Here is a 26,372-nt window from a genome sequence, read left to right as displayed (position 1 = left end):
AAGTATGGGTGATTTACGAAAACGTGCGGGGCGGTGGTCAAAAAGCTGGACGTTCACTGGATGGGCAGACAGAAGGGGCCGTGATTGAGCGTCACGGCACAGCGCCCTGTAACTGAGGGAGGGTCAGTAGGGCAGTCCGTGGAGGGTGCCGACGGGACGGCCGCCGCCCAGCACAGGCAGCTCGTTGAACGGTTCCAGCAGGGCAGGATCCACGCCGAGGGTGATCAGCGCCGGAACCGCGGACGGCATGCGGGCCCGGTCGCCGCCGTCGGATATCTTCAGGGCCAGGGCCCGGCCATCCTCCAGCGCGATGAGCTGGATGCCCTCAAAGCCGTCCTTGGCCAGCAGGCCCGGAACGGCCCGCATCAACGCCGTGACGTCGCGGCCCTCGCCCGCCACCATGTCCGGATGGGCCCGCATGGCGGCAGCCACACGGTGCTCAGCGGTGCCCGGCGCCGAAGTGGCCAGCCGGCTGAACGCGCGCGCCATGCCGGTGAGGGAGAGCGCGAAAACCTCGGTGCCGCAGCCGTCGGTGCTGATCTCGGTCAGTTCCTCCCCCGTCAGCTCGGCCGCCACCTCACGGATCAGGGCGGGCAGCGCATGGCCGTGATCCAGGTAGCTTTCCAGTGGCCAGCCGTTCGCCACGCAGGTGGCCAGCAGGGCGGCGTGCTTGCCGGAGCAGTTTTGCGCCAGCTGCGTGGGTCCGAGGCCAGCGGCCAGCCAGGCGCTGCGTTCGGCGGTGCCGTAGGGGAGGTCGGCGGAGTTGCCGAGGCTTGCCGGAGTGAGCCCGGCACCGGCCAGGATTGTGGCAGCCGTCTCCTGGTGCACAGCCGCGCCAGAGTGGCTGGCGGCGGCCAGGGCCAGCTGCTGGTCGGGCAGTTCCAGGCCGGCGCGGAGCATCGCCACGGCCATCAGCGGCTTCAACGCCGACCGGGGGTAGATGCGGGCGGTGGGCTCCCCGCGCGAAAGGAGGATCCCGCCGTCGGGCTTCACGGCCGCCAGCGAACCGTAGTGGACGCTCTCCACGATGGCCCCGCGGGTCTGCACGGCGAGGGGCGCGTGGGCCGGGAATTGCGTAATATTCATGCCTTGCTGTCTCCCATAATCAAGGTCAGGGCGGCGTCGACGGCGTTGAGGTGGACGGCCATGGCGCGGCCGGCCTCCCCGGTGTTGCCGCGGGCGATGGCGTCCAGGATAAGGCGGTGTTCGTGGTCGGACGTCAGGCGGCGGCCGGTGATCAGGTTGATGGTTTCCGACTGCTTGGCCAGGGCCTCTCCGATGTCGTGGACCACCCGCTCGAAGACGCCGTTGCCGCTGGCGGTGGCGATGGCCGCATGGAAGCTGCCATCCAGGCTGACCCAGATTTCGGGGTCGTCCTCGCCGGCCATGGCCTCGATGATGCCGCGCATTTGTTCCAGCTGCTCCTCGCTGCGGCGGGTTGCGGCCAGTTCGGCGGCCGGCACCTCGATGTGCGGGCGCGCCTCCATGAGGCTGCGGGCGGAAAACTTGCCCAGGACCAGGTCGCCGGTGGGGCGTTCGGCAATGACGAACGTTCCCTTGCCGGTCTGCGTGGCGGTCAGGCCAAGTGCTGTGCAGGTACGAAGGGCCTCCCGGACCACGGAGCGGCTGACGCCGTACCGCTGGGCCAGCGCCGTTTCGGAGCCCAGCTTGGCCCCGACGGCGAGCTGGCCCCCCTCGATGGCGTCGCGGATCGCCTTGAAAACGGCCTCTGCGGCACTTACCCGGACAATTTGTTGCTGTCCGGCTGTCCAGCTGTCTGACAAGTTCATACAGTGACTATGACACGGCTCACAGGATGGTGTCAATAACGGTGTCCCCCTGGGCTGGGCGGCATTGCCGGCGTCGTGCATCCGCGTGGAGGGCTCACGGTTTGACGAACGGGACAGGGCGAAAAATACGCCGGCCAGAAGAAGTCCGCCCCCAATGATGAGCACCACTCGGGTAGTCCAGGCTTGACGCAAGGCGACCTCCTCAGATCATGTCAAAGCGTTCGGAACTGACTTGGCTGTACGGCAAGCCCACCTCTGCCAAGGCAGCCTCCATTGCGTCCATCATCGGCGTTGAGCCGCAAATGAGAAACTCATGGCGTCGAAAATGTGCCGGCAGGCGGCGTCGGAGCATGTCAGGGGTAATGCGGCCGGACTCGCCAGTCCAGTCTGGTGGCGGGGTGCCGAGGACTTGGACCAGTTCAAGGTTGGGCATCTTCTCGCTCAGCTGGACCAACGCGTCCCGAAGAACCACCCCATCCCAAGTGCCGCTCGCCTAAAAGAGGGTCACGGGCCACACATCGTCCCGTTCAAACTTGGTCAGCAACATGCTGTACATCGGCGTGACGCCAACGCCGCCGGCAATGAACACGTACCCCGGCGCCTGCCGGTGTTCCATGGAGAAGACGCCGTGGGGGCCTTCCACGTAGACGCGGGTTCCCGGCGTAACTTGTGAAACAGTCTGGGTGAAATCCCCCGCGGCCTTGATCGTCATGCTGACGGTCCCGCCGGGCCGCGTGTCCGCTGCGGAGGAAAAGGAAAATGGATGCTGTTTGATGCTGAACGGAGAGCGCCCGATCGCGATCCACTCGAACTGCCCTGGATTGAACCGGAATCCTTCATGTCCCACTGGGGCAACGACCCATGTGGTCGCCTCCCCGTGCTCGGCAACAACCTCCACCACCTGCCAGGGGCGGCGCAGCCGCATGAGCGGGCTGATGAGGCGCACCCACACCAGGAGGAAGATCAGGACGCCGATGTATCCCTCGAAAAGGAGATGGCGAAACGTCCCGGTAACGAAGTAGCCAACCAGGCTTGCGTGCAGCAGGCCAAAGAGGACCACCGCAACGGCAATAAGCCCGTGCGTGAGCTTCCACGCCTCGTAGCGGAGGCGAAGGCGTTTCCGCCACATCGGCAACCAGATCAGGACCAGGAGTGCGATGACACTGAGCACGGCGAACCGTGCACGCCACGGCGCCGTCACCGGATTAAGCAGCGCCAAATACCGGGTGTCAGCCACAAATAACAGGATCGGGTGAGCCACCACGAAGGCGAGCGCCACGAAAGTGATTTGGATGTGAAATTTGAGCAGGACATCAATGCAAAATGGCGCTGCCACGAACTTGAAACGGGCCACCAAGACAAACTGCAGCGCCAGCATCGACAAGCCGACAAATCCCAGGGCAACGGAAAAATCAATCCGGAATGAACGGCCTTCCGAGGCCGGCTCGCCAAGGGCCAGCAACAGTGGCGCCAAGCAATACAGCAAGTAGAACAACACCCATGCCAGACCACCGAGGACACGCTTTATTGGACACTGCTGCCGTCTGGCGACGGCCCGGGAGCGGCCCAACGGGGCCCGTCCCCTCCAGGGTTCAGCCGCAACCGGACGTTGGTTGAAACGCTTCTCGTGACATTCATTATGCACTCCCCGGAGCGAAGATCCTTGTATACGGCAATGCTAGCGGCCAGTGGACAGCTTGTCCGGCGCAAGGCCCTGAGTGCGACTTCCGAAGCAGATCAAATGATTCACGTTGGGCGCCATGGCCGGCCGGCAACAAAAACATTGGCTGTTTGGGCCACGGAACCGGCCCCCTTCCGTCGTGGGAGCTGCACCATCGGTCTTGCCTTGGACTTCGAGCTGGGCATCACCCGCCCCGGCCGGCACCGCCGACCCGCCATTGCCGGCATGCCTGGATGGCTGCTTCGCAGCGCCAGTGGTTCCCGCGAATTGCATTTGCGTGTCAGTGCATGCCGAATTGGTAGCGTTCAGGCACGTCTTCGCCGGGGCAGACCTCCTGCCACAGCGCCGTGATGGAGTTTTCACCCTCGCGAAGGTCCGCCACTTCGAGCCCGGCGCGAAGCATGCGGGCAGCCTCCCCCGGGTTCCCCCTGCGGGCGTGTGCCAGCGCCCCCAGGAACTTCACGCGTCCGACGCCGGCCAGGGACTCCGGCGCCCGGCCCACCAGGGCGAGTGCCTCCCCGGGCGCACCATGGGCGATGGCAAGCGTCATCGCCTCCACGAGCAGCCAGCGATTGTCCGGCTGCGCGGCGCAGCCGGCAACGAGCTCGGCCACTCCCCCGGCAGCGCCACCTTCGGTGCCGGCGGCAAAATCTGCTTTGCCGGCGGTGCCGCCGGTGCCGGCTGCCGACAGCAGCGCCACGCCGAGCCCGCGATGTGCCAGCGCCCGGCTGGCGGGACTGAGTCCAACTTTCGCGAGCGTCCTGCGGTACAGCCCGGCCACAGTTTCCATGTCCTTCGACTTGGTGGAATCGGCTCGTGCGTGGACCATGACCGCGTGGTGAAACGCGGCCTCAGCGCTTTCATTGCGGCCGGCGGTGAGCAGGTCTTCCCAATCCAGGCCGCGCACAAACGACGCCGCACCGCCGAACGGCTGGCTGGCCGCCTCGGAGGCGGAAGGCTCAAACGGCTTCTCCACAATGCCTTCGTTCGCCTGCAGCAGTTCCAGCCACGGAGCCTGCGCGGCGGTGAGCGTTTCCTGCGCAAACGGCGTGCCCGCCTCGTCAATCCAGTCCAGCTTCGCGGCGCGGCGCCGGGAACGCTCCAGCGCGCCCCAGCCGTTCCCGGCCACCACAAACTCCGACGGCGGCAGGTCCGCCCAGCGTGCGGCGTCGTCGAGCGCAGCATCCACCCCGCCAGCGGAAACGAGCGCCTCCACCCGCTCCGCCCCATGCGACACTGCGGAGTCCCAGTCCCCGCCGCCAATCGCGGGATCCAGGGCGGCGTTGCCGTACGCCTCAACCCACTGCCAGGACTCCCCCGCCGGCATGGACACGTGCTCAAACTGGGTCTGCGCCAGCCCTGACTGGATCTCCGCATACTGCCGCGGGACCGTGCTTTCGGAACCCGGGCTGTTGTCGGACCCCTGGCCGCTTGCGGACGGTCCGCCGCCGGATGGCGTCAGCCAGTCCTGCCACCGGTGGCCGCCCGGATTCTCGCCCCAAACGAACAGCTTCCTGCCCCGCAGCCGGGGTGAGGATACGAGCGCAAGCCCGTCCCCGGCGTCGTCCATGGCAACTTCCCAGCGCCGCTGGTTCGGGGCCAGGTCGAAGAAGAAGTCCGCGGCGTGCGGGTTCCGTGCGGGCCAGGTGGCGTCGGTCCCGTGGAAGTCGGTGGGCGCCACCACGGTCATGGAGCCGTCGTAACCGGTGGCGTAGGCTCGCGCGGCCGGGGCAATGACGCGCGTTTCCGGGGTTAGCGGGATGGCCGCATTGCTCCACCAGTACATGGGCACCGCGCGGTCATTGGGGTTGCGGATGCGCACGGCGGTGAACAGCACCTTGGAATCGGCGGGCAGCCAGGCATCGATCTGGAACACCACCTCGCGCAGGCGGTCGAACTCCCACATGCGCAGCACCTCCTGCCCGTCCGGCGCGTGCACAATGGCGGTGTGGAGCGGGGAGCACGTGGTGGGCGAGTGCCCGCGCGTGCCAATGTTCCACTCAATCCCGCCGGCGAACCACGCATTGCGCAGCGCCAGGTTTGCGAACTGGATGCGATTGCCGGTGTGCAGCAGTTCCTTGCCGGCGTTCTTGTCCCTGAGCTGCCAGAGCCGCCCGCCCAGCTGCGGCAGGAACGTCGCCTTCAGGTGCTCGTTTTCAAGCACGACGGCGGTCAGCTCCGTTGGGCTTGTCTCGCGCGAGTAGGCATCCTGCAGCTGGTACGGGAAAATGTTTTTTGCATGGCCCCACCGCGAACCGTCCGCGATTTCCTCGGGGATGCCGTTGCCGACGGTGTACGGCGGCTCCAGCAGCGGCTGCACCGGGGGCAGCGGCGACGCCGGACCAAGCTCGGCCAACTCGATGGTGCGGGTGGTGATTTTTACGGTGGCGGCGTGGCTCATGGGGTCCAATCGTCAAGGAATTGCAGCCAGTGGGGCTTGGGCTGTGATGCAGGCAACTAACACGCATATTCGAGCATATCGAACCGGCCCATGCGCTTGGCTTCTTGATCGCTCCTATTCAGAAGACAGCAGATGCGGGTGCGGGGCCCGATCCGACTTTCAAAAGACAGCAGATGCGGGTGTGGGGCCCGAATACCCGCATCTGCTGTCTTTTCAATTCTTCGTGTGGGCCGCAACCCGCATCTTCTGTCTTTTCATTGCATGGTCACGGGTGGTCAGGGAGCAGGAATAGCGGTGGGCGGCCCGGTGGGCGGCTGGGACGGCCTTGCGTTTCGGCGGGCCACCAAGGGAATGACGACGGCCCGGCCAATTGCGGCGCAAGCGGCGGCGAAGAGTCCAATGCAGGCGCTTGAGATCGCATCGGTCCACCCGCCCAATGCCGTGACCACGACCCAGAAGGCAATGCCGGTTGCCAGTGCGTGGGCCGCGACGTGCATCCATTGCTTGCGCAAGCGGCGCAGCGGCCAGGCAACAAGGATTGCAAACGGCAGGCCGATGACCGCTGCCACGGGGAACCCATACACCAGCGAAATTGGCAGGAAGTACCAGCCGAGGCCGCTGCCGCCTCCCGTGAAGGATATTGTGCCCACCGTCAGGCCCAGACAAAACAGGACGAACGTGAGGAGCCAGCCGAGCAGCAGCGCCGGTACCCCGTAGCGCATGCTAAAACGGTCCTCGCGGGCATGTCGGGCCAACTGTTCAGCTCTTAACGCGGCGGCCACCTCTGCATGCCCTGCGCTTCCTCCCGTCGCATGGTCAGCCACGGTCAGCCGCCAAGATGTCGGCGAGCGCTTCGCCCAAGTCCGGGTGCTGCCAGGTGAACCCGGCATCCTGCAGCTTCGCCGGCTGCACCCACCGGCTCTTGAGCACCAGCTCGGACTCCGTGCGGATCAGCACCGCACCCGCTTTCAGCAGCCGGGTGGGCGTGGGCAGCCCCAACGGCGCCTTGACGGCCCGGCGCACTTCCGCCATCAGTTCCCGGTTATCCACCACATTGGGCGAGCCGATGTTGACGGGCCCTGTAATTTGCGGGTGTTCGTGCACAAGCATGACGGCGCGGAACAAGTCCTGCACGTGAATCCAGCTGTACTTCTGCCGCCCGCTGCCCATGGGCCCGCCCAAGCCCACGCGCGCGAGGTTCACGAATGGCCTCATCACTCCACCGCCCGGGCCCATCACGATGGTGATCCGCAGCGGGATCTTCCGCGTCAAGGGAGTGGATGCCGCCGCCAGCGTCTCTTCCCAGCCCCGCGCCACGTCCACGGAGAAGCCGGAGCCAAGTTCGCCGTCGTACTCGGTTTGGGGACGGTCCCGCGCATCCCGGTATATGGTGCCGGTGCTGGCGTTGAACCAGTCCCGCGGCGGAACCTGGCACCCGGCCACGGCGCGGCCCAGCTCGGCGGTGGTCTCGAGCCGGGACTGGAGGATCTCCGCCTTGTTGCGGGCGTTGTAGCGGCACGACACAGATTTGCCCGCCAGGTTCAGCAGAAAATCCGCACTTTCGAGCACCTCAGTGATGGCGGCGGTGTCGCCCCAGGCTGCGTCAGTTGCGGATCCCGTCCTGCCAATGGTGCGCACCCGCCACCCCGCAGCTTCCAATTCGTGCCGAAAGTGGCCGCCAATGAAGCCCGTGGCCCCGGCAATCACTGCCGTTTTCATGCCTGCACCCGGGCCTTGAGTGCCAGTGCTTCCTCGACCAGGGGCCTCACCACGGGCAGCCGGGAGATGGAAACCAGCTTGGCGATGAGGGGTGCGGCCCCATCGATGAGCATGCGGGTTCGGCGCTGGTCCCCGGAGCGGTCGTACACCCAAAACAGCACCACGCCCATGTAGGCCAGCCACAGCAGTTCGGGCAGTTGTGGGCGCAGGAACGCCGGAACCTTGGTCCCGTCAATGACCTCTTCAAAGATCGCGACGGCGTCCCCCCGGGCCTGCCGCGATGCCTCCCCGAAGGGGTTCACTGCGGACTGCGGCGGCAGCGCGCTGGCAATGAATGCTCCCCCAAAGTGGTGATAAGGCCCAAGGGCGTCGAGCCCGCTGTGAACGGCCGCCTTGAGCCGGTCGGACAGCCCTGTGGTTCCCACCAATGCCGTGGTGGCGCGGACGCGCTGCTCAGCCACGGACTCCCTGTACAGCTCCAGCACCAGCTCGTCCTTGGACGCAAAATAGTAATAGGCGCTGCCAAGCGAGACACCGGCCTCCGTGGCAATGGCGCGCATAGTGGTCTTCGCAAAGCCCTTGCTGCGGAACATGGCCAGGGCTGTTTCGAGCACCAGGGCCTTGGTTTGCGCGCTCTTGGCGTGGTCCATGAGATGCCTCCATTATTTTCGAACGTGTTCAATACTGAGTAAAGCACGCTTTTTGAACGTGTTCAAATAATATCTCGGAGGCGTTCTGCGCCAATTTATCTATTCGCCTGCAAAGCCCTCCCGCGTCCTAGGGAACGCCCTGTGGGACTGCACCGAGCTTTTCGTTCGGAGCAGGATATATCGCTGAACAGTGCGTGGTCCTTCGCCAAGGACCAGAGGGCCCGGAATCGAAGCCGCACCGTTGGAACTACCACTTTGGCCAGTGCCGTCACGGGAACCTCATTAGCGGCAAGCAGGCATCACGCCCGTTACCGCTGCGATTCACTGCTCCGCCTATCAGACAAGCCGCTATCGCCACTGCCAACGGAGGGCATCGGGACGTAGAACGCCGCCGTGATTGGGACTATGTCCACCGTCGCCGAGAACGAAGCGGAAGTCGTAGCCGGCTTCTGCAAGTGCCACAGCGACCCTGAGGATGTTTGAAAGCCAGTTCCGCTCCGGTTCGTCCCAATGCAGAGCACCCTGGCCAGCTTGGATGAAGATCCGAAGTGGCTTGCCGGGAGTATTCGAAATATGTTCGGGGTAGGGGTATCCTCCTGGCATCTGCGCAAAGCTCGAAACAGCACTGCTCCAGTATGCCCACGACGCTGGCCATAGCGGGAAGCTCCCCCGGGAGACGATCTCAGGACGAGGCTTCTCCGTACGGAGTTTCTAAAGGGGATCCTCTCTCTTGCTCGCCACACATCAACGGCAGGAGGTACCGTTGCCACATGAGTAACGCCGACAGTGCAAGTTCCGGGACCGCGCGTTGGTTGATCGGGAGGCCGCGTATCTTGGTCGGTGCGCTCTGGTGTTGCATCGGACTGGTTTGGCTTCTCCTAGCGGCACTTGAGGGACCCACTGTGACGCGCCTTCTGCTGGGGGCATTCTGGCTCGCGCTCGGGATCTTCTACGTCGTTGTCGCCCTGCGTGATCGGAAGCACGGGAGGAGGTTTTATCAAAAAGCGGCTCCGGCCCGTGCCCCTGACAATGGAAGCGGACGAGAATGATCCACCAGCTACCGGACGTCACCACAATCCACATGGCTGCCTATTCGCAGCGTTAGATGACAGCTGCGGCGTCGGAAGGCGGAACGGTCAGGGGACTGGCAAGAGTTCAAGCGGCGGCAAGGGGTCTGTCAGGGCGGGTGTTTCGACGTCGAACCGCTCCTGACCATAGCGAAGCTTCTGGCGTTCGACCCCCTCGGCTTTGAAGCCTGCCTTCTCTGCGACGCGGCCGAGGTCGCATTATTCATGCGATGGCCAAGTTTGAGACGGTGGGGTCCGATTTCGGTAAGGGCCGAGTCCGACGCCGAGGCCAACGCTCTCGCCGCGATGGTCGTCAAGTTGGCAGCACCGAACTGGCTTCTTGGATCGTCACTTTCGGCAGCGTGGAGAAGACTCCCTGCGTCTGATTCGCTCCACATTCTCAATTCCAGAGACCTCCGTTCCAACTGCCACAGCGTGTGGCAACCAGGCAAGTCTGGCTATCGTCGGATTGAACAGATGCGGACCGCAAGGGGAATGGTATACGGGGCAAGCTGTTGATGAACGGCCTCGTTGGTCCTGCACGTTGCCGCTCCTATGAAAGGAACGAGGCAGGAGCCCGGACGAGTCAACTTGTTCAGTCTTGCATTGGCCGCTTCGTTTGCGGCAGCAACCGCGCTCCACCAGTGAAGCTCATTTGTCCCGGGAGTCTGATTCATCGCGCGATCAAATGAGTTGACTGGTCGATGGTATCGACAGGTGTTAGCTAAACCAGCAGCGGAGATCTTCGATATTGCCCTATCGCGAGCCGGGAGATCGCCACAAGAAACACTGTTTATCGATGATCGAGACGAGAATCTTCGCGCAGCCGAAGCGCTGGGTATCCAGACCCATCGCTTCGCCACAGCCGAGGGTCTCAGCCAGGTGCTGCGCGGCATCGAACATCGGACCGCTGCGGGAGCAAGCGCCGTCGTCCTCACCTCAATTGACGCCAATCCTTGATCGCCTTCGACAGCCTCTCGAAAGTTCGAACGCTTTCTCGATGAAGGGAGAGCTTCCGGAACTATGCCTACGCAAAATACGAAAAAAGTCATCCTCCGCCGGTCACCACGCCGTTCCATGCCTACGCAGTCACTTGTGGCATCACGTTCACGTTTGCCGGTTTGAAGTCGGACACCGCTGGCCGCGGGAGTCGTCTTCTTCGGCCGGCGCGCCTGGACACTGGCCGAGCGCTTCCGCCAGCAAGGGGAGGCGCGGTGCATATCCTCACCGCCCCTGTTCGTGCATCGTCAAAACACCGGGCGGGGCAGCGGGCAAGCCACTCCCGCCAACCTCCGGACCGTTGCCAGCCTGTGCTGTACAAGGACCGCATCCGGGAATTGACTGGAGCCATGCCCCCGCTCAGCCTCCAGGCATCGTGCGCCGTTGCCACGACAGAGTGCAAGGACACCGCCAACCTGACAGCGACGTCGGCGTCCGCCATCTGGGCAGGCCTGGCCATTCTGGCCGCCCTCCTGGCTGTCGCATTCGTTGCCGTGGTGAGGACCAGGCACAGAAAGCGCCCGCATCAGAAGCTGCCAACCCCTGACGGACCCAAAACTCCGAATCGAAGGATGAACCCATGAGCCAGCCAGCCATCGCCATCACGGGCGCCACAGGATTCATCGGCGGCCGTGTGGCCCGGGCTTTGGCCGGCGCCGGCCTGCCCCTGCACCTGGTCGTGCGCAACAGGGACAAGGCCCCGACGCTGCCCCGGGCGGAAGTTGCGGTGGCGGCGTTCGGCGACCGGTCCGCCGTCGAACATGCCCTGAACGGCATACACACGATGCTGATGGTGTCCGCGGCGGAAAGCGCCACGCGGCTGGCCGGGCACAAGGCGTTCATTGACGTGGCCGCGGCGGCCGGGGTCCGGCACGTTGTGTACACCTCGTTAATGGCCGCGGCGCCGGACGCCGTCTTCACGCTTGCCCGGGACCACTTCGCCACGGAGGAACACCTTCGGGCGTCGGGCATGGCGTGGACGTTCCTGCGCGATAACTTCTACCTGGATTTCATGCCCGTGATGGTCGGGGACGACGGCGTCATCCGGGGTCCCGCGGGCAGCGGCCGGGCGGCGCTGGTCTCGCGCCGCGACGTCGCGGCGGCGGCTGCCGCCATCCTGCGGAATCCCTCTTCGCACGCGGGGCGCAGCTACGACCTCACGGGCCCCGAGGCGCTGTGCATGGCCGAGGTGGCGTCGACCCTCAGCACCGGGCTTGGGCTGGACATCACCTTTCACGACGAAACGATCCCCGAGGCCTACGAATCCCGCAGGGTCTGGGATGCGCCGCAGTGGCAGTACGACGCCTGGGTTTCGACCTACATGGCCATCGCCTCCGGGGCCATGTCCAGGGTGAGCACGTCAGTGGAGGACATCACCGGCCGCGCGCCGCAGTCGCTGGCGGATTTCCTGGCCGCTCAGGCGGATCCCGCCGAGGCCAGCTGAACGGGCGTTTCATGTCCCGCCCACGTCACCGTAAGCGCGGGATCCCCGTGCACGACGCCGGGCAGGTCCAGTACACGGGCAATGCGCAGCGTGAGTGCCCCGGCAGGAACGGTGGTGACCGTGTCCGCCGTCGTCGGCTGGCTGGGCGACAGGACAGGCACTGACGCAGCGGTTCCCGTACTGGCGAGCTGGGCCGTCGTCGGAAGGGTTTCATGGCGCCCGTCCACCTCGCGGTATTCCACGGCCTGCACCTTGCCGGTGAGCACCGCGGCGGCAAGTTCACCAACGTAGACGGGATCCGCCGTGGCGTCATACACCCAGCGGCGCCCGAGCACCGAATGCTCCATGGTGCCGATCAGGAACGCTTCGGCCCCGTCCAGCGGCGCTCCGCGGTAGCTCAGCGGCACCTGGTACGCGTTGTCCCCGGCGCCCACCAGGATGGTTTCGACGCCCACCTCGCCGTCGGGGTCGTCAAAGCGGAAGGAGCCCAGCCGCAGCAGCGCCGTGGCGTCGCCGCCGAACCACGGATGTTGGGGCAGCCATTGAGCCAAAAGTTCCATTTTCGTGGGCCGCAGTTGGGCCGCATACACAATCGCCATGCGGACCAGTCTAGGTGCCCGCCTGCGCCGGGCCGCGCACGAATTCCAGCGCCTCCCCCGCCAAGCCGCCCCAATCCAGGCTCGAGTCCAAGCCGGCGGCGAACCATTCCCTCATGGGCGTTCCCTTGTTGGCGTCAAAGCGGCCGCCCTGCCCCGCCACGACCAAGGAGTCCACGCGGGACTTGGGAAGTTTTACCACAAAGCTGCCACGCACCAGCATGGCGAAAATCCGGCCGTCAATCCGCAGCGCCGAGCGCCCAAAGCCGCGTCGGACATCGGGCGGCTCCACCCCCGGCACACCGGCAAACCGGTTCACCACCGCCTCAAAGCGCTCCACCGACTCCATGTGCCCATTATCCGCGTGACCGGGCCAGGCGGGTTCAGGTGAGGGTATCGTGTGTACAAGGAGTTGGCTTGGCGGCAACACCCGGGATGGTGAGGGATGGCCACGAATTTCACCATTAAACTGGTGCCCGCAGATCCAGACGGCCGCGCGCCTTCCCTCATGACGGACGACCTCGGCCTGCGGTCCGACCGCATAAAGTACTTGAAGCTGCTGGACAATCTCACGAACGATTTTTTGTATCAGGCAAGTCCCATGAAATGGGCGTCCGATCCACACGGGTCATGGATCGGCTTCCCGCTCGGTACCCGCATGGCCATTTGCCTATGGGACAAGGGGGAACCAGATTTCTGGGAGTCCGGCCGCGGATTCGGCACCTTGACAGTTGTCCGCATTGTCAGCGAAGAGCGATACCGGGCGATACGCAGGCAAGGGGGCCTGCCATGGCAGCCGGCAAGTCAAAAATGAAGTCTCTTCTTGTTCACATCGGAGCACCTCTGGCCGTGGGCATAATTTCGGCGTTTCTCGCCCCGGCGGTGGGTCCCACCAAACCCACGGTGTCCGACATGGCCGTGTTCTTCTCCACCATGGCAGTCATCATCGCAACACTGCTTGTTGCGCTTGCCTTGCTCTCGGCCTTTCCCGCACGGATGGGCCACAGCATCCGGAAGGCATTGAGCCCGGCGACGTTTCTTTGGTTTGGGGTTGGGGAAGCGGGCGGGATACTCGGCATGATACCCACCTGGCCGTTCGAGCCGTATCGATACTTCTTTGCAGCAACACTGGCTGGCGCGGCGACTGCCGTGACCACGGTTGTCTACATCGGCATCGTCAATCTTTCGGCCCAACAACGCGAAGATGACGCCTACATGGCGCGGCATCTTGACCCATCGCACTGACACCCGCACCGGCTACGCAAAGGACGCAATGCCGCCCTGCAACCCGGATTCAAGGAGCTGGTAGGCAACAAGCGGGTCACGCTGCTTCGCACTGTGAGCGATCAAAGTACTGTTCATTTTGCCCACGCTCACCGCGACCACCTTGAATGCGGCGTCGGTTTGGTGGCGCCCCACCAGCCTGTCCGAACCAATGTCCACGCCTGTCAGAACTCCACCGCTGATGGCGGACAGGCGCTCCTGCGTGACGCGAAGTATCTCGTCCCGAAATTTCAGCCCGAACAGGCGCTCATTCAGTTGTTGCAGTTCCGCCTGCCACTTTCCACCCTCGCCCGCAACGGCGCCCTGAGCCGCCCCAACGGCCTGGAGCGTTTTCTTCGTGACCTCCTCGGTGAATTGGACAGCCTCTTTTTCCACCTCGCCCACCAAACTCGAGCCAATGAGCGGTGCCAGTTCGGTCCATTCCAAGGCCCAACCCGGTTCCACTGCCTGGCGTCCATCCGTGGCGTCGACCAGCTCCGGTTCCCCGGCAGTGATCTCCTCCGGTTCGCTCTCCGCCGGTTCATTCCCAAACTCGAGCAGTGCCTCGGCCAGCGGAATGGTGCGGCCCTCCAGGATGGCCGCTTCCGCATGCTTCCGATTCTCGATGAGCTCAGGCGCGGAGGCGATCAGGTACGCTTCGGCCTCGTGCTGGTCGATGGACACCAGCGCCGCGACCGGCAGCCCATTTCTGGTGATGACCAACGGAGCCCCGCTCTCCTCCAGCTCATCGAAAACTTCCTTGGCATTCCGTGCAAGCTCGCGGACGGTGATGGTGGCCATCATGATCTCCTATGTCTGACGCTTGTCTGACATCTTATCGCGGCAAGCCCGGAAAAGCACCGGCTCAAGGCAAAATGCCAAGTGTGCCGACGCCGTCAGCCCTAGATGTCCAGGTGCGTGGGCCCGAACATCTTCAACAGCACGTCAACCACGACGACGTTGGGACCGCCCGCGGCGAAGCCCTCCCTCAGCGCGTCCCCGACGTCCTCTGGCTTCACACGCTTGGCCGGGACGCCGAACGCTTCTGCCAACTTCACGAAGTCCGGCCGGGCCAGTTCGGTGTGCGTGGCCTTGCCGAAGGCGCCGACCATGTATTCGCGCAGGATGCCGTAGCCGCCGTCGTCCACAATAAGCCATGTGACCGGGGCGTTGTGCTGCTTGGCAGTAGCCAGTTCGGAGATGGAGTACATGGACGAACCATCGCCGGCCACGGCCAGCACCCGTGCGGGCAAGCCCAAACTTTGCAGCCCGAGGGACCCGCCAATGGCTGCCGGGAATCCGTAGCCGAGGCCGCCGGCGCCCTGGGCGGAGTGGAATTCGCCGTCGCGGGAATCCCAGCAACTCCAGCCCCAGTAGGCGGAAATGGTCATGTCCCAGAACGTCTGCATATCCGACGGAACGGCCTCGCGGATGTCCGCCATGAACTTCCGTTCCAGGGCCAGGTCCTGCTCGTCGAGCCGCGCATTGACCTGGGCGAGCGTCTCAGCGACCACAGCCTGCGGCGTTGCCCCGTGCCAGTTGGCGTCGGCGCTCAGTGAAGCGTCCAGGGCGTCGTCGAGCGCGGTCAGCGCCTGGCCGGCGTCCGCACGGATGCCAAGCGCGGGACGGTTGGACTCCAGGACCCGGGGTTCGGCGTCGATCTGGATGATGCGCCCGCGTGGCTCCATGGTGAAGTAGTTGCTGGAGACCTCGCCCAGGGAGGAGCCGATGACCACCAGGACGTCGGCATCCTCGAGCACCTCGGTGACGTAGCGGTCCTCGACCCACGACTGCAGCGACAGCTCATGGTGCCAGGGGAACGCGCCGTTGCCGCCCGGAGTGCAAACCACGGGGGCGTTCAGCTTTTCGGCGATGGAGAGCAGCTGCGCGGATGCGTTGCCGCGGCGCACCCCGCCGCCCGCCACAATGGCCGGGCGCACAGCATCCGTCAGCCACTTGACGGCCTCGCGGACCAGTTCCACGCGCGGTGGGTTGTCGAAGGGGTCGGCCAGGGCGTCCTCGACGGCGGGCACAAAAATCGGATCCAGCAGCACGTTTTGCGGCACCTCAATCCACACCGGCCCCTGCGGCGAGGAAACGGCCTCCGTCCAGGCGTCCTGGATGGCGGACGGGATGCCGGAGGCGTGCTGGATGAGCCGCTGGCTCTTGGTGACGTTGGCCGCCGAGGCCTTTTGGTCGTCGAGCTGGTGCAACATTCCCTTGCGCCGGGCGCCCAGGCCTTCCAACGGGATCTGGCTGGCAACCACGATCATCGGCACGCCGGTGGCATAGGCCTCCTGCAAGCCAGCCAGCGCGGTCAGTGCGCCGGGGCCGGTGGACAGGAACAGCACGCCCACCTCGCCGGTGGCGCGCGAGTAGCCGTCCGCTGCGAAGGCGGAGTTGTTTTCCACGCGGGAGGAGACAAAGTGGAGCGGCGAGCGGCTGAGGGCGTCGAACAGGCCCAGCGCGTGTTGGCCGGGGATGCCGAAAACGGTCTTGGCACCGAGGGCGGCCAGGGTTTCGACCACGAGGTCCCCGCCGTTGCGCTGGGCGTGCCCGGTTTCCACTGCCACACCCTGCGTGGCCCCGACGACTTCCACGCCTGCCGTCGTCGTCTGATCTGCCGGGGGCGTCACTTGGCGCCGTCCCGGGTCTCACCGGGCGCAACGGGAGCCGTGGGCGAAAACCCGGCCGGCCGGCGTCGTGCTTCCGCATCCAGGGCCTGCGCGGCATAGCCGTTCGGTGTGCCAAAGCGGTCGCCGGGGACAAAGTTGTCAGCCATCAGGGAGATGAGCTCAAAGCCCACGTGGCTGGCGGCGACGCCGGTGATTTCGGCATGGTCGTAGGCGGGGGCGACCTCGACGATGTCGGCGCCAACGAGGTTCATGCCGCGGAAGCCTCGGATGATTTCGATCAGTTCGCGGCTGGTGAGTCCGCCGGCTTCGGGGGTGCCGGTGCCGGGGGCGTGCGCGGGGTCCAGGACGTCGATGTCCACGGAGATGTAGAGGGGGCGCTTGCCAATGCGGTCGCGGATTTTCGCCACGGTTTCCAGCACGCCCTGGTAGTAGACGTCGGCGGCGGTGACGATGCCGAAACCGAAGCGGTGGTCGTCGTCGAGGTCCTTCTTGCCGTACAGCGGCCCGCGGGTGCCCACATGGGAGATGGCCTCGGTGTCCAGGAGGCCTTCCTCCACGGCACGGCGGAACGGGGTGCCGTGGGTGTATTCGGCGCCGAAGTAGGTGTCCCAGGTGTCCAGGTGCGCGTCAAAGTGCAGCATGGCGACGGGCTCGCCGGCGCGCTCCGCGGCGGCGCGCAGCAGCGGCAGCGAGATGGTGTGGTCCCCGCCGATGGTCAGCAGCTTGGAGCCGCCCGCGGTCAAGTCCAGGGCATTGTGCTGGATGGTCTCGATGGCCTCGTTGATGTTGAACGGATTCACAGCCATGTCGCCGGCGTCGGCCACCTGGCAGTTTTCAAAGGGGGAAACGTCCCAGGCCGGGTTGTAGGGGCGCAGCAGCCTGCTCGCTTCGCGGACGTGGTTGGCGCCAAAACGCGCACCGGGACGGTAGGAAACACCGCTGTCAAAGGGCACGCCGACGACGGACACGTCGGCCTTGGCGACCTGGTCCAGGCGCGGCAGGCGCGCGTACGTGGCGGCGCCCGCGTAGCGCGGAATCTGGGCAGAATCGATGGGGCCAAGGTTCCCGTTGGCCTCGATGCGGATCTCTTTCATGGACGTCCTCGTTTCTTGAAGCAGTAGACCTGCGTCACATGCGGTCTGTGAAACCATCGTACAGCCGAAGTTTCCCAATGTGAACCAAAAGTTTTCCTCAGATAAATACCGGTGTTGGAGCGTGCGCCGGGAACAAGCACGACGGCGGTGTTCCCGGCTCCCCGCCGGAGAGCCGGAAACACCGCCCTCGCGACCCTGGAATGCCGCCACCGGAAACCCGTGCGTCAAGATTCCGTCAAGACCGGGCCCGCCGCCAAATTCCGGTGTTAGTCTCACTTAGCCGACACTAAGCGGTGCTTGCTGCCATGCGTCCAGGGGCGAAAGGATCTTCCCGTGACTTCCCTCTCCCATCCACCCGCGGAACCCGGCGATCGTCTCAAGCCCGCGGGCACGCATGCCCTGCGCCAATGGCTCATGGAGGGCCTGCCGGAAAGCTCGGGCAAGCGCCAGGGTCCCCACGGCCGTCCCGACCCCGGCCACAAGCCACATGCGTGGTGGCGGGTCATGTGCCTGACCGGCCTGGACTACTTTTCCACCCTGGGTTACCAGCCGGCCATCGCCGCGCTGGCCGCCGGCGTACTCGCCCCGCTGGCCACCATTGTCCTGGTCCTGGTGACCCTTTTTGGCGCGCTGCCCGTCTACAAGCGTGTTGCCCGCGAAAGCCCCCACGGCGCCGGCTCGATCGCCATGTTGGAACGCCTGCTCCCCCGCTGGTGGGGCAAGCTGTTTGTGCTGGCGCTGTTGGGCTTTGCCGCCACGGACTTCATGATCACCATTACGCTGTCCGCCGCGGATGCCTCGGCACACCTCATTGAAAACCCGTTTGCGCCGAGCTTCCTGCACGGGCAAAACATCATCATCACCCTGGTGCTGGTCGCTGCGCTGGGGGCCGTGTTCCTGCGCGGCTTCAAGGAGGCCATCGGCATCGCGGTGGTCCTGGTGGTCGTGTTCCTGACGCTGAATCTGGTGGTAATCGTCGTCGCCCTGGTGCACGCCGCGGGCAGCCCGCTGCTCACCGCCGACTGGTGGACGGCACTGACCACCCAACACGGCAACCCCGTCATGGTCGTGGCCATAGCGCTGCTTGTCTTCCCGCGCCTGGCCCTGGGCCTGTCCGGCTTTGAAACCGGCGTAGCCGTCATGCCACAGATCAAGGGCCGCCCCGGCGACACGGAGGAAAATCCTGCTGGCCGCATCGCCGGGGCGCACAAGCTGCTGACGACGGCGGCCGTCATCATGAGCACCTTCCTCATCACGTCCTCGCTCGCCACCACCATCCTCATCCCCGCCGCCGCGTTCCAGCCCGGCGGCGCCGCCAACGGACGCGCCCTGGCCTACCTGGCCCACCAGCTGCTCGGCGAGGGCTTCGGCACCGTGTACGACGTCAGCACCATCGCCATCCTGTGGTTTGCCGGCGCCTCCGCCATGGCCGGCCTGCTGAACCTGGTTCCGCGCTACCTGCCCCGCTTCGGCATGGCCCCGGAATGGGCCGGCGCGGTGCGTCCGCTGGTGCTGGTGTTCTCCGCGATCGCCGTCATCATCACACTCGCGTTCAAGGCCAGTGTCGACGCCCAGGGCGGGGCCTATGCCACGGGCGTCCTGGTCCTCATCACCTCCGCCTCCGTCGCCGTCACGCTTTCGGCCAGGCGTAAGAAACAACGCGCGCAGACCATCGGCTTTGGTGCCGTGTCCGTCGTCTTCCTGTACACCACCGTGGCGAACTCGATCGAGCGGCCCGACGGGCTGAAGATTGCCGCACTGTTCATCGTGGGCATTGTGGGGGTCAGCCTTCTCTCCCGGATGCGCCGCGCCTTCGAGCTCCGGGCCACGTACATCCGCATGGACGAGCAGGCCATGAAATTTGTCGCCGCCGTGGACGAAGGCACCATCCGCTTCATCTCCCACGACCCCAAGACCCGCAGCGCCGCCGCCTACCGCCGCAAGCTCGGCCACGCCGCCACCGTCAACGAGATCGGCGACCCCAAGGAGGCATTGTTCCTTGAGGTGATCGTCGACGACTCCTCGGACTTCGAGACCGCCCTGGAAATCCGTGGTGTCATCCGGCACGGCTTCAAGATCCTGGAGGTCCACGGCTCCACCGTCCCCAACACCGTGGCGGCCGTCCTCCTCCATGTCCGCGACGCCACCGGGGTCATCCCGCACATCTATTTCCGCTGGAACGAGGGCAACCCCATCACCAACCTGCTCAAGTTCCTGTTCTTTGGCGAGGGCGAGATTGCCCCTGTCACCCGCGAGGTTCTCCGCGAGGCAGAGCCCGATCTCACCCAGCGCCCCTGGGTCCACGTCGGCTGAACCGACCCTCCCTCAACGACGGCTGGCAGGAGGGAATGTCAGGTAGCGTCACTCAAGGACGGGTGATGCGCAGGGCCAGGAGCGGGCAGAGCTTCACGGCGTCCATGGCGGCAGCCAGTTCCGCGCCCGTGACGGGGACGTTCGACTTGTCCGCCCCGGACCGGACGCGGCCGGGGGCGGCGAGCGGGTAGCCCCAGTCGTCGCGGGTCAGCGCTTCCGGCAACAGTTCGGCACAAAGCCCGCGGCCGTCGCACCTGGTCCAGTCGATGTGCAGCCGCGCCGCCGGCCCGATGGGACTCACTGCGCGACTCCAGCCGGATACTGCCCGGCCACGCCCTGCCCAGCCGGATCCGCCGGGCCCTGACCGGACACCCCCTGCACGGCCGGATCCTGGTCCGCATTGCACTGCCCGGCCAGGTGCCAGCGGACGTCGTCGGCGAACGTTTCCAGGGCGCTGTGGATGAGCTGCACCGTGCCGTCCGGGTGGTGGCAGGCGCCGCGGCCGGACACCAGAGCCGCCAGACGCTCCACCTCACGGACCAGTCCTGTCCCGCCCGTTCCGGCCGCAAGTCTGGTCATGACGTCCGCGAGCGCGGGCAGCCCAAACATGCAGGGGCCGCACTGCCGGGCCGATTCCCCCGCCAAATACTGCACCATGCCAGCGGTTGCCGCGAGCCCGCACCTGCCCGCTCCGAGCACGTGGAGCACCCCGGCCCCGGGCCTGACAATCACCCCGGACCTGACGCTGCCAACGGCCCCCACCCCGGCGGAAAGCACCATTCCCGCCGGCCTGACCCAGCGCCCATGGTAACCGCCCACCAAAACTGCGGAAACGGCGTCGGACCCCACACCGCCCACCCGGACCCCCGCCGACGACAGCACATCCTCCAGCACGGAACCGCCGGGCACCTCGAGCACCAGTTCGGAAGGGACATCTCCTGTGACGGACACCAGCCGGGTGCCGGGGTCCTCCGCCGTGCCCGCCGACCGGTACCAGCCGGCCCCGTAGCAGGCCACCAGGGCGATGTGCGCCCACGTTTCAACATTGTGAATCAGGGTGGGTCGGCCCTTGAGACCGCTTTCCGCGAGCCTGCCGGCCAGGTCCCTGGGCAGGGCCCTGCCGGTTTCCAGGAAGTTGACGACGGCGCTGGCCTGGCCCGCAACGAAGGCGTCCGGCGCTTCGACCAGCGCGATGTGCCCGGCATCCCCGCGTTCGGCGAGCGCGGCGCCCACAGCTGCCTGTTCATCTGCGCCCGCGTAAATGAACAGGCTGCCCGCTCCGAGCGCCTGTGCGGCCGCGAGCAGGCCGTCGATGACCAGGTGCGGGGCGTTGCGCAGCAGTGTGGCGTCCTTGAAGCTGAGCGGCTCGCCCTCCGCGCCGTTCGCGATGAGCACCGGCCCGCCCGACCTCCGCGCATACCTGTTGGGCCTGCGGGCAAGGTCGGCGGCGGCAAACTTTCGCCAGGCCGGGAACCCGGCACCGCCGCGCCCCGTCAGCCCGGACGCCTCCAACTCCTGCACCAGCGACCAGCCCCGCCCGCGGTGCGGCATCGCACCGTAGGCTGCCAGGTGGGCTGCGTGCCCGGCGTTCGCGCCGGCAGCAAAGAGCCGGGACGCCGCGGTCCGGGCGTTCCCGCCGCTGCCCACGGCCACCGCCGTGTCCGCGCTCATGGCCGCCCCCAGCCCTTCCGGGCGTTCCCGCCGCTGCGCCGCACGGCCGCCGTCTCCAGGAACCCGGCGGACATCCGCCACGCCGCCGCGGCCAGGACTGCCACACAAAGGACGACGGCGGCAGCCACCACCGGCGCGCTGGTCCCGTCCGTGCCGTTCCCCACTGAATGCGCCAGCGCCAGCGGCCACATGGCGTAACTGAGCCAGTGCACGGTCCGGAACGTCCGTGGCCCCAGCCGGTGCCGGAACACCCCGGTCAGCACCACGGCAGCCACCAGGTCCAGTGCCACCGTGCCCAAGCCCTGCCAAAACGGCTTGTAGCTGCCCAGGAATGGGACCACCACATCCACCACGTTCACCCGCGCGTACGAGTCCAGCAGCAGCGGCGCCACGTGCAGCACCAGGAAGACCACGGCCAGCAGGGAGATGTTGCGGTGCAACAGGGTCACGGAAAACCGCGGAATAACCAGCAGGGGCCGGCCGGAACGGGCCAGGATGCCCAGCAGCACGGACGCCGTCAGCAGCACCATGGACACCAGCCCGCTCACCCGGCCAAAGGCCCACATGGCTTCATCCATGCGAACCGGCCCCCGCAAGTGCTACCGCCGGCCAACCCGCCGTCGTGATGACTCGCCCGCGCCCGTCCACCAAACGGGAGCTGACACCCGACCCGCGCAGCCAGGCCACGGCCGCATGTCCCTTGACAATGGCGGCCGTGCTGAACGCATTCGCCTCCAAGGCGCTCGGGGCCGCCACACTGGCAGTGCGCCAGACGGCGTCGGCCGGCATGCCAAAGCGCGGGTCCAGAATGTGGTGCCGCAGCGCCCCTGCCTGTTGCCAGCGGCGCTTGGCCGTGCTGGAGGTGGCCAGCGCATGCCCCGCCGGCAGGGCAACCTGCTGGGCGGGGTCCCCCGGCAGGTCCTGGACCAGAACCTGCCAGTGCCCGGCCGGACCGTCAGGGGCAGGGCCGGCGGTGGCGATGTCGCCGCCCAGGTTCACCAGCACGCCACATCCCAGTTCGACGGCGATGCGCGCCGCCGCCATGTCCGCCGCCACGGCCTTGGCGCTGGCCCCCAGGTCCACCGTGACATCCGCCGGCACCGTCAGGAACCGGCCGTCCAGGCTGATGCGCTGCCAGCCGGGGAGCCTGGCCGTGCCCATTCCGGGCTGGTGGGCGCCTGGCAAAAGCCCTTCGCCGGGCAAAAGCGCGGCGAAGTCCCTGTCGTAGCCCAGGGACATGAGGTCCCCGCCCAGCGTGGGATCCACGGCCCCGCCGGTCCAGCGGGCGGCTGCCAGCGCGGATTCCATCAAGGTGGCCAGCAGCGGGGTGACCGTGGCGCCGCGGGCCAGGTCCTGCCGGCGCGTAATCAGCTCCGAATCACTGCGGAAGCGGCTGCAGGCCAGGTCGACGGCGGCCAGCACCCCTTGCGCCAGTGCCGCCGCGGCGTCGCCTTGCGCGGGGTCGGACACCACCACCGATGCCGCCAGGCCCCAGACCTGCCAGGCCCGCTGCGCCGTCGGGCTTACCACGGCCATCTCAGGAACCCGACGAACGCGACTGGCTGGCGCCGCCACTGCCGGGGAGCAGCTGCGTGCCGGAATTGGACTGGGAACCGGAACCGCCGGAGGTGTCCGGCGTCGTGGTGGAGGGTGCGCTTTGGGTGGTGGCCGCCTTGGCCGCATTCGCGGCCGTGATGGTTCCGTACAGGGCAACGCTGCCCAGGCCCGCCGCTCCCAAGGCGCCCGCGGCCACCACTGAGGTGACGGCCTTGGCGATCGTCTTGCCGTTCGCAGCTGCTGCCATGACGGTGCCTCGCTCTCAAAATCAAGTACTTCACGCCGATTGTTGACTCCAACATTCCACGCGTTGGCTTTGAGTTAGCCGTGAGGCACCCGGCGGGACCTTAGGAATTGGTCGGTCGGCCCGGCGGGACCGGAATTGGTCGAACTATTCGTCCAAGCGGGACGTCCGGCTACGAACCCGTTCCCGACGCTGCGGGAACCAGGATGAACAGTGCCTCCACCGGCGCCGCTGAGCGGTTTTCCCAGGAGTGCGGCTCGCGCCCGGGGAAGGAGAGCGTGTCGCCGGCCTTCAGGTCATACGATTCCTGGGTCATGATCAAGGTCAGCTCGCCGCTGACAATGTGCAGCACGTCCACGTCGCAGTCCACGGCATAGAGCTCGGATTCGCCGCGGCCAAACGGCGCAATGGTGGTGCCAAGGATCTGCAGGCGCCGTTCGGAACGGGCCGTGAGCAGCCGTTCCACGATGCCTTCGCCTCCCAGTGAAATGCGGGGCCCCTCTCCGCGGCGGGTCAGGTGCGTCTCCGGCACGGCGAACAGGTCGCCGATGGAGACGGACAGGACTTGGCACAGGGTCACCAGGGACGCCACACTGGGTGAGGTCAGGTCGCGCTCAACGCGGCTCAGGAATCCCTTCGTCAGCCCGGTCGCGCCGGCGACGTGTTCTATCGTGAGACGCTGGGACTGCCGGGCGGCGCGGATCCGCGACCCGATGGCAACCGGCGCCGAGCTGGGTTCAACAGGCAATGCCTTCATATTTGCTCCTAGGATATCCGGGCCACTGGCACCCACCGCGACTCTATACGGCCCGCCCGCAGGTTCTCATATTGACTGTTACGTCAATCACAGTTTAGCCTAATGGACAACGAATGTTGCCTCTCAGGCAATTTCTCTTGGGGGATTCACCATCACCGCACTCTGGAGCATCACATGACCTTGAACATTGCCATAGTCGTCCTCTACCTGGTGGCCATGCTGGCCTTTGGCTGGTGGGGAAAGTCGCGCACCAAGAGCAACAGCGACTTCCTGGTCGCAGGCCGCCGCCTTGGCCCGTTCCTCTACACCGGCACCATGGCCGCAGTCGTACTGGGTGGCGCCTCCACCGTCGGCGGGGTGGGGCTCGGCTACAAGTTCGGCATCTCCGGCATGTGGCTGGTGGTGGCAATCGGCGTTGGCGTGCTGCTGCTAAGCCTGCTGTTTGCGCCCACCATCCAAAGGCTGAAGATCTACACAGTCTCGCAAATGCTCAGCCTGCGCTACGGCCAGGAAACCACCAAGATGTCCGGCATTGTCATGCTCGCTTACACCATCATGATCTCCGCGACCTCCACCGGCGCCTACGCCACCATCTTTGTGGTCCTGTTCGGCTGGGACCGCTGGCTGGCCATCGCCGTGGGCGGCGCCATTGTGCTGGTGTACTCCACCATCGGCGGCATGTGGTCCATCACGCTGGCCGACCAGGTCCAGTTCGTGATCAAGACCGTGGGAGTGTTCCTGCTCATGCTCCCGTTTGCCTGGAATGCCGCCGGCGGCCTTTCCGGCATCCAGGACCGCGTTGCCTCCAGCTTCTTCCAGTGGAACGGCATCGGCGTGCAGACCATCATCACCTACTTTGTCATTTACACCCTTGGCATCCTGATCGGCCAGGACATCTGGCAGCGCGTGTTCACGGCCCGCGATCCCCAGGTTGCCCGTCTGGGCGGGGCCACCGCCGGCATTTACTGCATCCTTTACGGTGTGGCCGGCGCGCTGATCGGCATGGCCGCCAGCGTGGCCCTGCCCGCCATTGACGTCGCGAACCTGGGCAAGGACGTGGTGTATGCCGAGGTTGCCACGAACCTGCTGCCCATTGGCCTGGGCGGGATCGTCATGGCGGCCGCCGTCGCCGCCATGATGTCCACCGCTTCCGGGGCGCTGATCGCCGCCGCCACGGTGGCCCGCAAGGACGTGGTTCCGTTTGTGGCCAGCTGGTTCGGCAAGACCATTGACACCTCGGATACCTCCAACCCCGAGCACGACGTCAACGCCAACCGCTGGTACGTCCTGGGCCTGGGCCTGCTGGTGGTGCTGATCTCCATTGTGGTCAACGACGTGGTCTTTGCCCTGACCATCGCCTATGACATCCTCGTGGGCGGCCTGCTCGTCGCCATCATCGGCGGCCTGGCTTGGAAGCGCGGCACCGGCTTGGGCGCGGCCTGGTCCATGTGCGTTGGCTGCGCGCTGACGGTGGCGCTGCTGATCCTGTACGCCACCGGCGTGATCGCCAGCGCCGACGGCATTTACGCCAACGAGCCCATCTACTATGGCCTCGCCGCCTCGCTGGTGGTCTATGTGGCCGTCTCGCTGGCCACCCCGCGCACGCCGGCACACATCCGCCAGGCCTGGGACGACCGCCTCGCCGCGGCCGCCACGGACTCCAACGTTGACGACCTTGATACGGTGACCGCCAAAAAGTAGCCGCCCTTGCGGATGGCCGGGGACGGACGACTGGGCCCACGCCCGCGAGGGTCCCGCGCCCGAGGCCCACAGCCGCACGGGCCCCGCTGCGAGCTTGCGAGCAGTGGGAGCGGACGACGGCGGGAGGTGGCGTAATTTATTACGCCGGCTCCCGCCGTCGTACTTTTTGGCGGTAGTGTGGTGCCAGCTTCAAGAGATGCGATGCCAAGCTCCGACTGGTCGCACGCCAACCCCATGTTCACAGGGTGGCTCGGATGAGGAAGCGGCCCGCCGCCGACCGGTGCGGGCAAGAGCACTCTCAAAGGGCAATGACCATGACCGCTACGTCAGTTAACCGCATCCGCCGCCCCATCCGGGCCCAGCAGCAGGCGCAGCGTCCCGAAGGCATTCCGGTACTCCCGGCCGTGGATGTCAACCTCGGTTCCGTCACTTTTTTCACCCCCAGCGGCCACCACCTGTACTGGTCCGCCGAACCGGCCGAACTGGTGAACTCCCTTGCGCAGGCCGTCCGCCCCGCCCAGTGGATCCCGGAAATCGGCACCCTGGTGGTGACGGTGGCACAGACCGGACTGCGGGCCGGCCGCCGGCTTGGTTTCCGCCTCGCCGCCCACTGAGGGCGGCGCGAATTTCTTGGGAGGGCGTGGCGGGCCCACAACTGCGCGGGACCCGAAGCGGAGTCGCGAGCACTCGAGGGCCTGGTGGGCCCACAACTGCGAGGGGTCCCAAGGCGAGACGCGCCAGCGGGAGGCGTGGTGGGCCCACAACTGCGAGGGGACCCGAAGCGGAGTC

General features: G+C 66.2%; 26 protein-coding genes and 1 riboswitch. Of the genes, 7 read left to right on the top strand and 19 right to left on the bottom strand.

The genetic code is table 11. From position 1 onward, the window contains the following. Nucleotides 1–123: 123 nt before the first annotated feature. The 8 genes from CVV68_RS04445 to CVV68_RS04410 form a co-directional block, all read right to left on the bottom strand. On the bottom strand, nt 124–1,086 hold the full coding sequence (locus CVV68_RS04445) for an asparaginase (protein WP_110499792.1): 963 nt from the start codon (nt 1,084–1,086) through the stop codon (nt 124–126). Continuing rightward, nucleotides 1,083–1,790, bottom strand: coding sequence for a FadR/GntR family transcriptional regulator (locus tag CVV68_RS04440; RefSeq protein WP_110499791.1), 708 nt, complete (start codon nt 1,788–1,790; stop codon nt 1,083–1,085). The genes CVV68_RS04445 and CVV68_RS04440 overlap by 4 nt, the downstream gene beginning before the upstream one ends. 202 nt (nt 1,791–1,992) lie before the next feature. Beyond that, complete coding sequence (locus CVV68_RS04435) at nt 1,993–2,262, bottom strand: hypothetical protein (protein WP_110499790.1); 270 nt, start codon at nt 2,260–2,262, stop codon at nt 1,993–1,995. A 21-nt stretch (nt 2,263–2,283) separates the two neighbouring features. Beyond that, a complete protein-coding gene (locus CVV68_RS04430; RefSeq protein ID WP_245933340.1) occupies nt 2,284–3,168 on the bottom strand; it encodes a ferredoxin reductase family protein in 885 nt (294 codons plus the stop codon). Between the two features lie 583 nt (nt 3,169–3,751). Next, nucleotides 3,752–5,872 (bottom strand): DUF5107 domain-containing protein, encoded by a 2,121-nt coding sequence (locus CVV68_RS04425; protein WP_211320716.1) that lies wholly within the window; start codon nt 5,870–5,872, stop codon nt 3,752–3,754. Nucleotides 5,873–6,147: 275 nt separating this feature from the next. Further along, nucleotides 6,148–6,594: a hypothetical protein gene (locus tag CVV68_RS04420; protein ID WP_110499788.1), complete on the bottom strand. Its 447-nt coding sequence runs from the start codon at nt 6,592–6,594 to the stop codon at nt 6,148–6,150. Between the two features lie 94 nt (nt 6,595–6,688). Beyond that, nucleotides 6,689–7,591, bottom strand: a complete 903-nt coding sequence (locus CVV68_RS04415) for a TIGR01777 family oxidoreductase (RefSeq protein ID WP_110499787.1) — start codon at nt 7,589–7,591, stop codon at nt 6,689–6,691. After that, a complete protein-coding gene (locus tag CVV68_RS04410; RefSeq protein ID WP_110499786.1) occupies nt 7,588–8,241 on the bottom strand; it encodes a TetR/AcrR family transcriptional regulator in 654 nt (217 codons plus the stop codon). The genes CVV68_RS04415 and CVV68_RS04410 overlap by 4 nt, the downstream gene beginning before the upstream one ends. A 1,760-nt stretch (nt 8,242–10,001) precedes the next feature. On the opposite strand from CVV68_RS04410, the gene CVV68_RS04395 reads away from it, so the two are divergent. Both CVV68_RS04395 and CVV68_RS04385 read left to right on the top strand, forming a co-directional pair. Then, entirely contained in the window at nt 10,002–10,268 is a 267-nt protein-coding gene (locus CVV68_RS04395; RefSeq protein ID WP_281268266.1) for an HAD-IA family hydrolase, read from the top strand. 619 nt (nt 10,269–10,887) lie between these two features. Beyond that, a complete protein-coding gene (locus CVV68_RS04385) occupies nt 10,888–11,751 on the top strand; it encodes an SDR family oxidoreductase (RefSeq protein ID WP_110499783.1) in 864 nt (287 codons plus the stop codon). On the opposite strand, the gene CVV68_RS04380 is transcribed toward CVV68_RS04385, so the two are convergent. Beyond that, nucleotides 11,724–12,350 (bottom strand): CG0192-related protein, encoded by a 627-nt coding sequence (locus tag CVV68_RS04380; RefSeq protein ID WP_110499782.1) that lies wholly within the window; start codon nt 12,348–12,350, stop codon nt 11,724–11,726. The two genes, CVV68_RS04385 and CVV68_RS04380, sit on opposite strands and share 28 nt — an antisense overlap. A gap of 10 nt (nt 12,351–12,360) precedes the next feature. After that, nucleotides 12,361–12,696 carry a hypothetical protein gene (locus CVV68_RS23790; protein WP_211320714.1) on the bottom strand — a complete coding sequence of 112 codons (336 nt, stop codon included), beginning with the start codon at nt 12,694–12,696 and terminating at the stop codon, nt 12,361–12,363. 96 nt (nt 12,697–12,792) lie between these two features. Here CVV68_RS23790 and CVV68_RS04370 point away from each other — a divergent pair, with 96 nt between their 5' ends. Further along, on the top strand, nt 12,793–13,161 hold the full coding sequence (locus CVV68_RS04370; protein WP_110499781.1) for a hypothetical protein: 369 nt from the start codon (nt 12,793–12,795) through the stop codon (nt 13,159–13,161). Then, nucleotides 13,137–13,592 carry a hypothetical protein gene (locus CVV68_RS04365; RefSeq protein WP_146238820.1) on the top strand — a complete coding sequence of 152 codons (456 nt, stop codon included), beginning with the start codon at nt 13,137–13,139 and terminating at the stop codon, nt 13,590–13,592. Before CVV68_RS04370 ends, CVV68_RS04365 begins: the two co-directional genes overlap by 25 nt. A gap of 12 nt (nt 13,593–13,604) precedes the next feature. Here the strand turns inward: CVV68_RS04365 and CVV68_RS04360 are convergent, their stop codons facing one another. The 3 genes from CVV68_RS04360 to speB all read right to left on the bottom strand — a co-directional run bounded on the left by CVV68_RS04360 (nt 13,605) and on the right by speB (nt 17,340). Further along, on the bottom strand, nt 13,605–14,411 hold the full coding sequence (locus CVV68_RS04360) for a type II toxin-antitoxin system Phd/YefM family antitoxin (protein WP_170133081.1): 807 nt from the start codon (nt 14,409–14,411) through the stop codon (nt 13,605–13,607). 101 nt (nt 14,412–14,512) lie between these two features. After that, complete coding sequence (locus CVV68_RS04355) at nt 14,513–16,183, bottom strand: thiamine pyrophosphate-binding protein (protein ID WP_110499872.1); 1,671 nt, start codon at nt 16,181–16,183, stop codon at nt 14,513–14,515. Nucleotides 16,184–16,242: 59 nt separating this feature from the next. Beyond that, nucleotides 16,243–17,340, bottom strand: coding sequence for an agmatinase (gene speB, locus CVV68_RS04350; protein WP_110499778.1), 1,098 nt, complete (start codon nt 17,338–17,340; stop codon nt 16,243–16,245). Between the two features lie 333 nt (nt 17,341–17,673). Between speB and CVV68_RS04345 the strand changes: the two genes are divergently transcribed. Continuing rightward, nucleotides 17,674–19,653 carry an APC family permease gene (locus CVV68_RS04345; protein WP_110499777.1) on the top strand — a complete coding sequence of 660 codons (1,980 nt, stop codon included), beginning with the start codon at nt 17,674–17,676 and terminating at the stop codon, nt 19,651–19,653. A 52-nt stretch (nt 19,654–19,705) separates the two neighbouring features. Here CVV68_RS04345 and CVV68_RS04340 read toward each other — a convergent pair whose 3' ends face one another. The 6 genes from CVV68_RS04340 to CVV68_RS04315 all read right to left on the bottom strand — a co-directional run bounded on the left by CVV68_RS04340 (nt 19,706) and on the right by CVV68_RS04315 (nt 23,882). Further along, complete coding sequence (locus tag CVV68_RS04340) at nt 19,706–19,954, bottom strand: ferredoxin (RefSeq protein WP_245933329.1); 249 nt, start codon at nt 19,952–19,954, stop codon at nt 19,706–19,708. Then, a complete protein-coding gene (locus CVV68_RS04335) occupies nt 19,951–21,324 on the bottom strand; it encodes an NADH-ubiquinone oxidoreductase-F iron-sulfur binding region domain-containing protein (RefSeq protein ID WP_110499776.1) in 1,374 nt (457 codons plus the stop codon). Before CVV68_RS04335 ends, CVV68_RS04340 begins: the two co-directional genes overlap by 4 nt. Beyond that, a complete protein-coding gene (locus CVV68_RS04330; protein ID WP_245933328.1) occupies nt 21,321–21,902 on the bottom strand; it encodes a ferric reductase-like transmembrane domain-containing protein in 582 nt (193 codons plus the stop codon). The genes CVV68_RS04335 and CVV68_RS04330 overlap by 4 nt, the downstream gene beginning before the upstream one ends. After that, on the bottom strand, nt 21,895–22,860 hold the full coding sequence (locus tag CVV68_RS04325) for an FAD:protein FMN transferase (RefSeq protein ID WP_110499774.1): 966 nt from the start codon (nt 22,858–22,860) through the stop codon (nt 21,895–21,897). The genes CVV68_RS04330 and CVV68_RS04325 overlap by 8 nt, the downstream gene beginning before the upstream one ends. Before the next feature lies 1 nt (nt 22,861). Further along, entirely contained in the window at nt 22,862–23,128 is a 267-nt protein-coding gene (locus tag CVV68_RS04320; protein ID WP_110499773.1) for a hypothetical protein, read from the bottom strand. Nucleotides 23,129–23,297: 169 nt separating this feature from the next. Next, nucleotides 23,298–23,882 (bottom strand): helix-turn-helix domain-containing protein, encoded by a 585-nt coding sequence (locus tag CVV68_RS04315; RefSeq protein ID WP_110499772.1) that lies wholly within the window; start codon nt 23,880–23,882, stop codon nt 23,298–23,300. A 174-nt stretch (nt 23,883–24,056) separates the two neighbouring features. Between CVV68_RS04315 and CVV68_RS04310 the strand changes: the two genes are divergently transcribed. Then, complete coding sequence (locus tag CVV68_RS04310; RefSeq protein ID WP_110499771.1) at nt 24,057–25,583, top strand: sodium:solute symporter family protein; 1,527 nt, start codon at nt 24,057–24,059, stop codon at nt 25,581–25,583. Nucleotides 25,584–25,770: 187 nt separating this feature from the next. Then, a riboswitch (SAM riboswitch) is annotated at nt 25,771–25,882 on the top strand. Between the two features lie 15 nt (nt 25,883–25,897). Further along, on the top strand, nt 25,898–26,197 hold the full coding sequence (locus CVV68_RS04305; protein ID WP_146238819.1) for a hypothetical protein: 300 nt from the start codon (nt 25,898–25,900) through the stop codon (nt 26,195–26,197). Nucleotides 26,198–26,372 lie beyond the last annotated feature (175 nt).

The organism is Arthrobacter livingstonensis (genome assembly GCF_003219815.1).
GTDB lineage: Bacteria > Actinomycetota > Actinomycetes > Actinomycetales > Micrococcaceae > Specibacter > Specibacter livingstonensis.
The sequence above is the reverse complement of the archived record's forward strand: the minus strand, read 5'-3'. Positions and strand labels throughout refer to the sequence as shown.

What these genes read in the sequence shown, in the direction of transcription:
- CVV68_RS04445 (WP_110499792.1), bottom strand. Translation starts at nt 1,086, where the DNA reads ATGAATATTACGCAATTCCCGGCCCACGCGCCCCTCGCCGTGCAGACC.
- CVV68_RS04305 (WP_146238819.1), top strand. Translation starts at nt 25,898, where the DNA reads ATGACCGCTACGTCAGTTAACCGCATCCGCCGCCCCATCCGGGCCCAG.
- CVV68_RS04360 (WP_170133081.1), bottom strand. Translation starts at nt 14,411, where the DNA reads ATGGCCACCATCACCGTCCGCGAGCTTGCACGGAATGCCAAGGAAGTT.
- CVV68_RS04430 (WP_245933340.1), bottom strand. Translation starts at nt 3,168, where the DNA reads ATGCTGGCGCTGCAGTTTGTCTTGGTGGCCCGTTTCAAGTTCGTGGCA.
- CVV68_RS04440 (WP_110499791.1), bottom strand. Translation starts at nt 1,790, where the DNA reads ATGAACTTGTCAGACAGCTGGACAGCCGGACAGCAACAAATTGTCCGG.
- CVV68_RS04410 (WP_110499786.1), bottom strand. Translation starts at nt 8,241, where the DNA reads ATGGACCACGCCAAGAGCGCGCAAACCAAGGCCCTGGTGCTCGAAACA.
- CVV68_RS04330 (WP_245933328.1), bottom strand. Translation starts at nt 21,902, where the DNA reads ATGGATGAAGCCATGTGGGCCTTTGGCCGGGTGAGCGGGCTGGTGTCC.
- CVV68_RS04320 (WP_110499773.1), bottom strand. Translation starts at nt 23,128, where the DNA reads ATGGCAGCAGCTGCGAACGGCAAGACGATCGCCAAGGCCGTCACCTCA.
- CVV68_RS04310 (WP_110499771.1), top strand. Translation starts at nt 24,057, where the DNA reads ATGACCTTGAACATTGCCATAGTCGTCCTCTACCTGGTGGCCATGCTG.
- CVV68_RS04335 (WP_110499776.1), bottom strand. Translation starts at nt 21,324, where the DNA reads ATGAGCGCGGACACGGCGGTGGCCGTGGGCAGCGGCGGGAACGCCCGG.
- CVV68_RS04325 (WP_110499774.1), bottom strand. Translation starts at nt 22,860, where the DNA reads ATGGCCGTGGTAAGCCCGACGGCGCAGCGGGCCTGGCAGGTCTGGGGC.
- CVV68_RS04420 (WP_110499788.1), bottom strand. Translation starts at nt 6,594, where the DNA reads ATGCGCTACGGGGTACCGGCGCTGCTGCTCGGCTGGCTCCTCACGTTC.
- CVV68_RS04380 (WP_110499782.1), bottom strand. Translation starts at nt 12,350, where the DNA reads ATGGCGATTGTGTATGCGGCCCAACTGCGGCCCACGAAAATGGAACTT.
- CVV68_RS04425 (WP_211320716.1), bottom strand. Translation starts at nt 5,872, where the DNA reads ATGAGCCACGCCGCCACCGTAAAAATCACCACCCGCACCATCGAGTTG.
- CVV68_RS04370 (WP_110499781.1), top strand. Translation starts at nt 12,793, where the DNA reads ATGGCCACGAATTTCACCATTAAACTGGTGCCCGCAGATCCAGACGGC.
- CVV68_RS04415 (WP_110499787.1), bottom strand. Translation starts at nt 7,591, where the DNA reads ATGAAAACGGCAGTGATTGCCGGGGCCACGGGCTTCATTGGCGGCCAC.
- speB (WP_110499778.1), bottom strand. Translation starts at nt 17,340, where the DNA reads ATGAAAGAGATCCGCATCGAGGCCAACGGGAACCTTGGCCCCATCGAT.
- CVV68_RS04315 (WP_110499772.1), bottom strand. Translation starts at nt 23,882, where the DNA reads ATGAAGGCATTGCCTGTTGAACCCAGCTCGGCGCCGGTTGCCATCGGG.
- CVV68_RS23790 (WP_211320714.1), bottom strand. Translation starts at nt 12,696, where the DNA reads ATGGAGTCGGTGGAGCGCTTTGAGGCGGTGGTGAACCGGTTTGCCGGT.
- CVV68_RS04365 (WP_146238820.1), top strand. Translation starts at nt 13,137, where the DNA reads ATGGCAGCCGGCAAGTCAAAAATGAAGTCTCTTCTTGTTCACATCGGA.
- CVV68_RS04385 (WP_110499783.1), top strand. Translation starts at nt 10,888, where the DNA reads ATGAGCCAGCCAGCCATCGCCATCACGGGCGCCACAGGATTCATCGGC.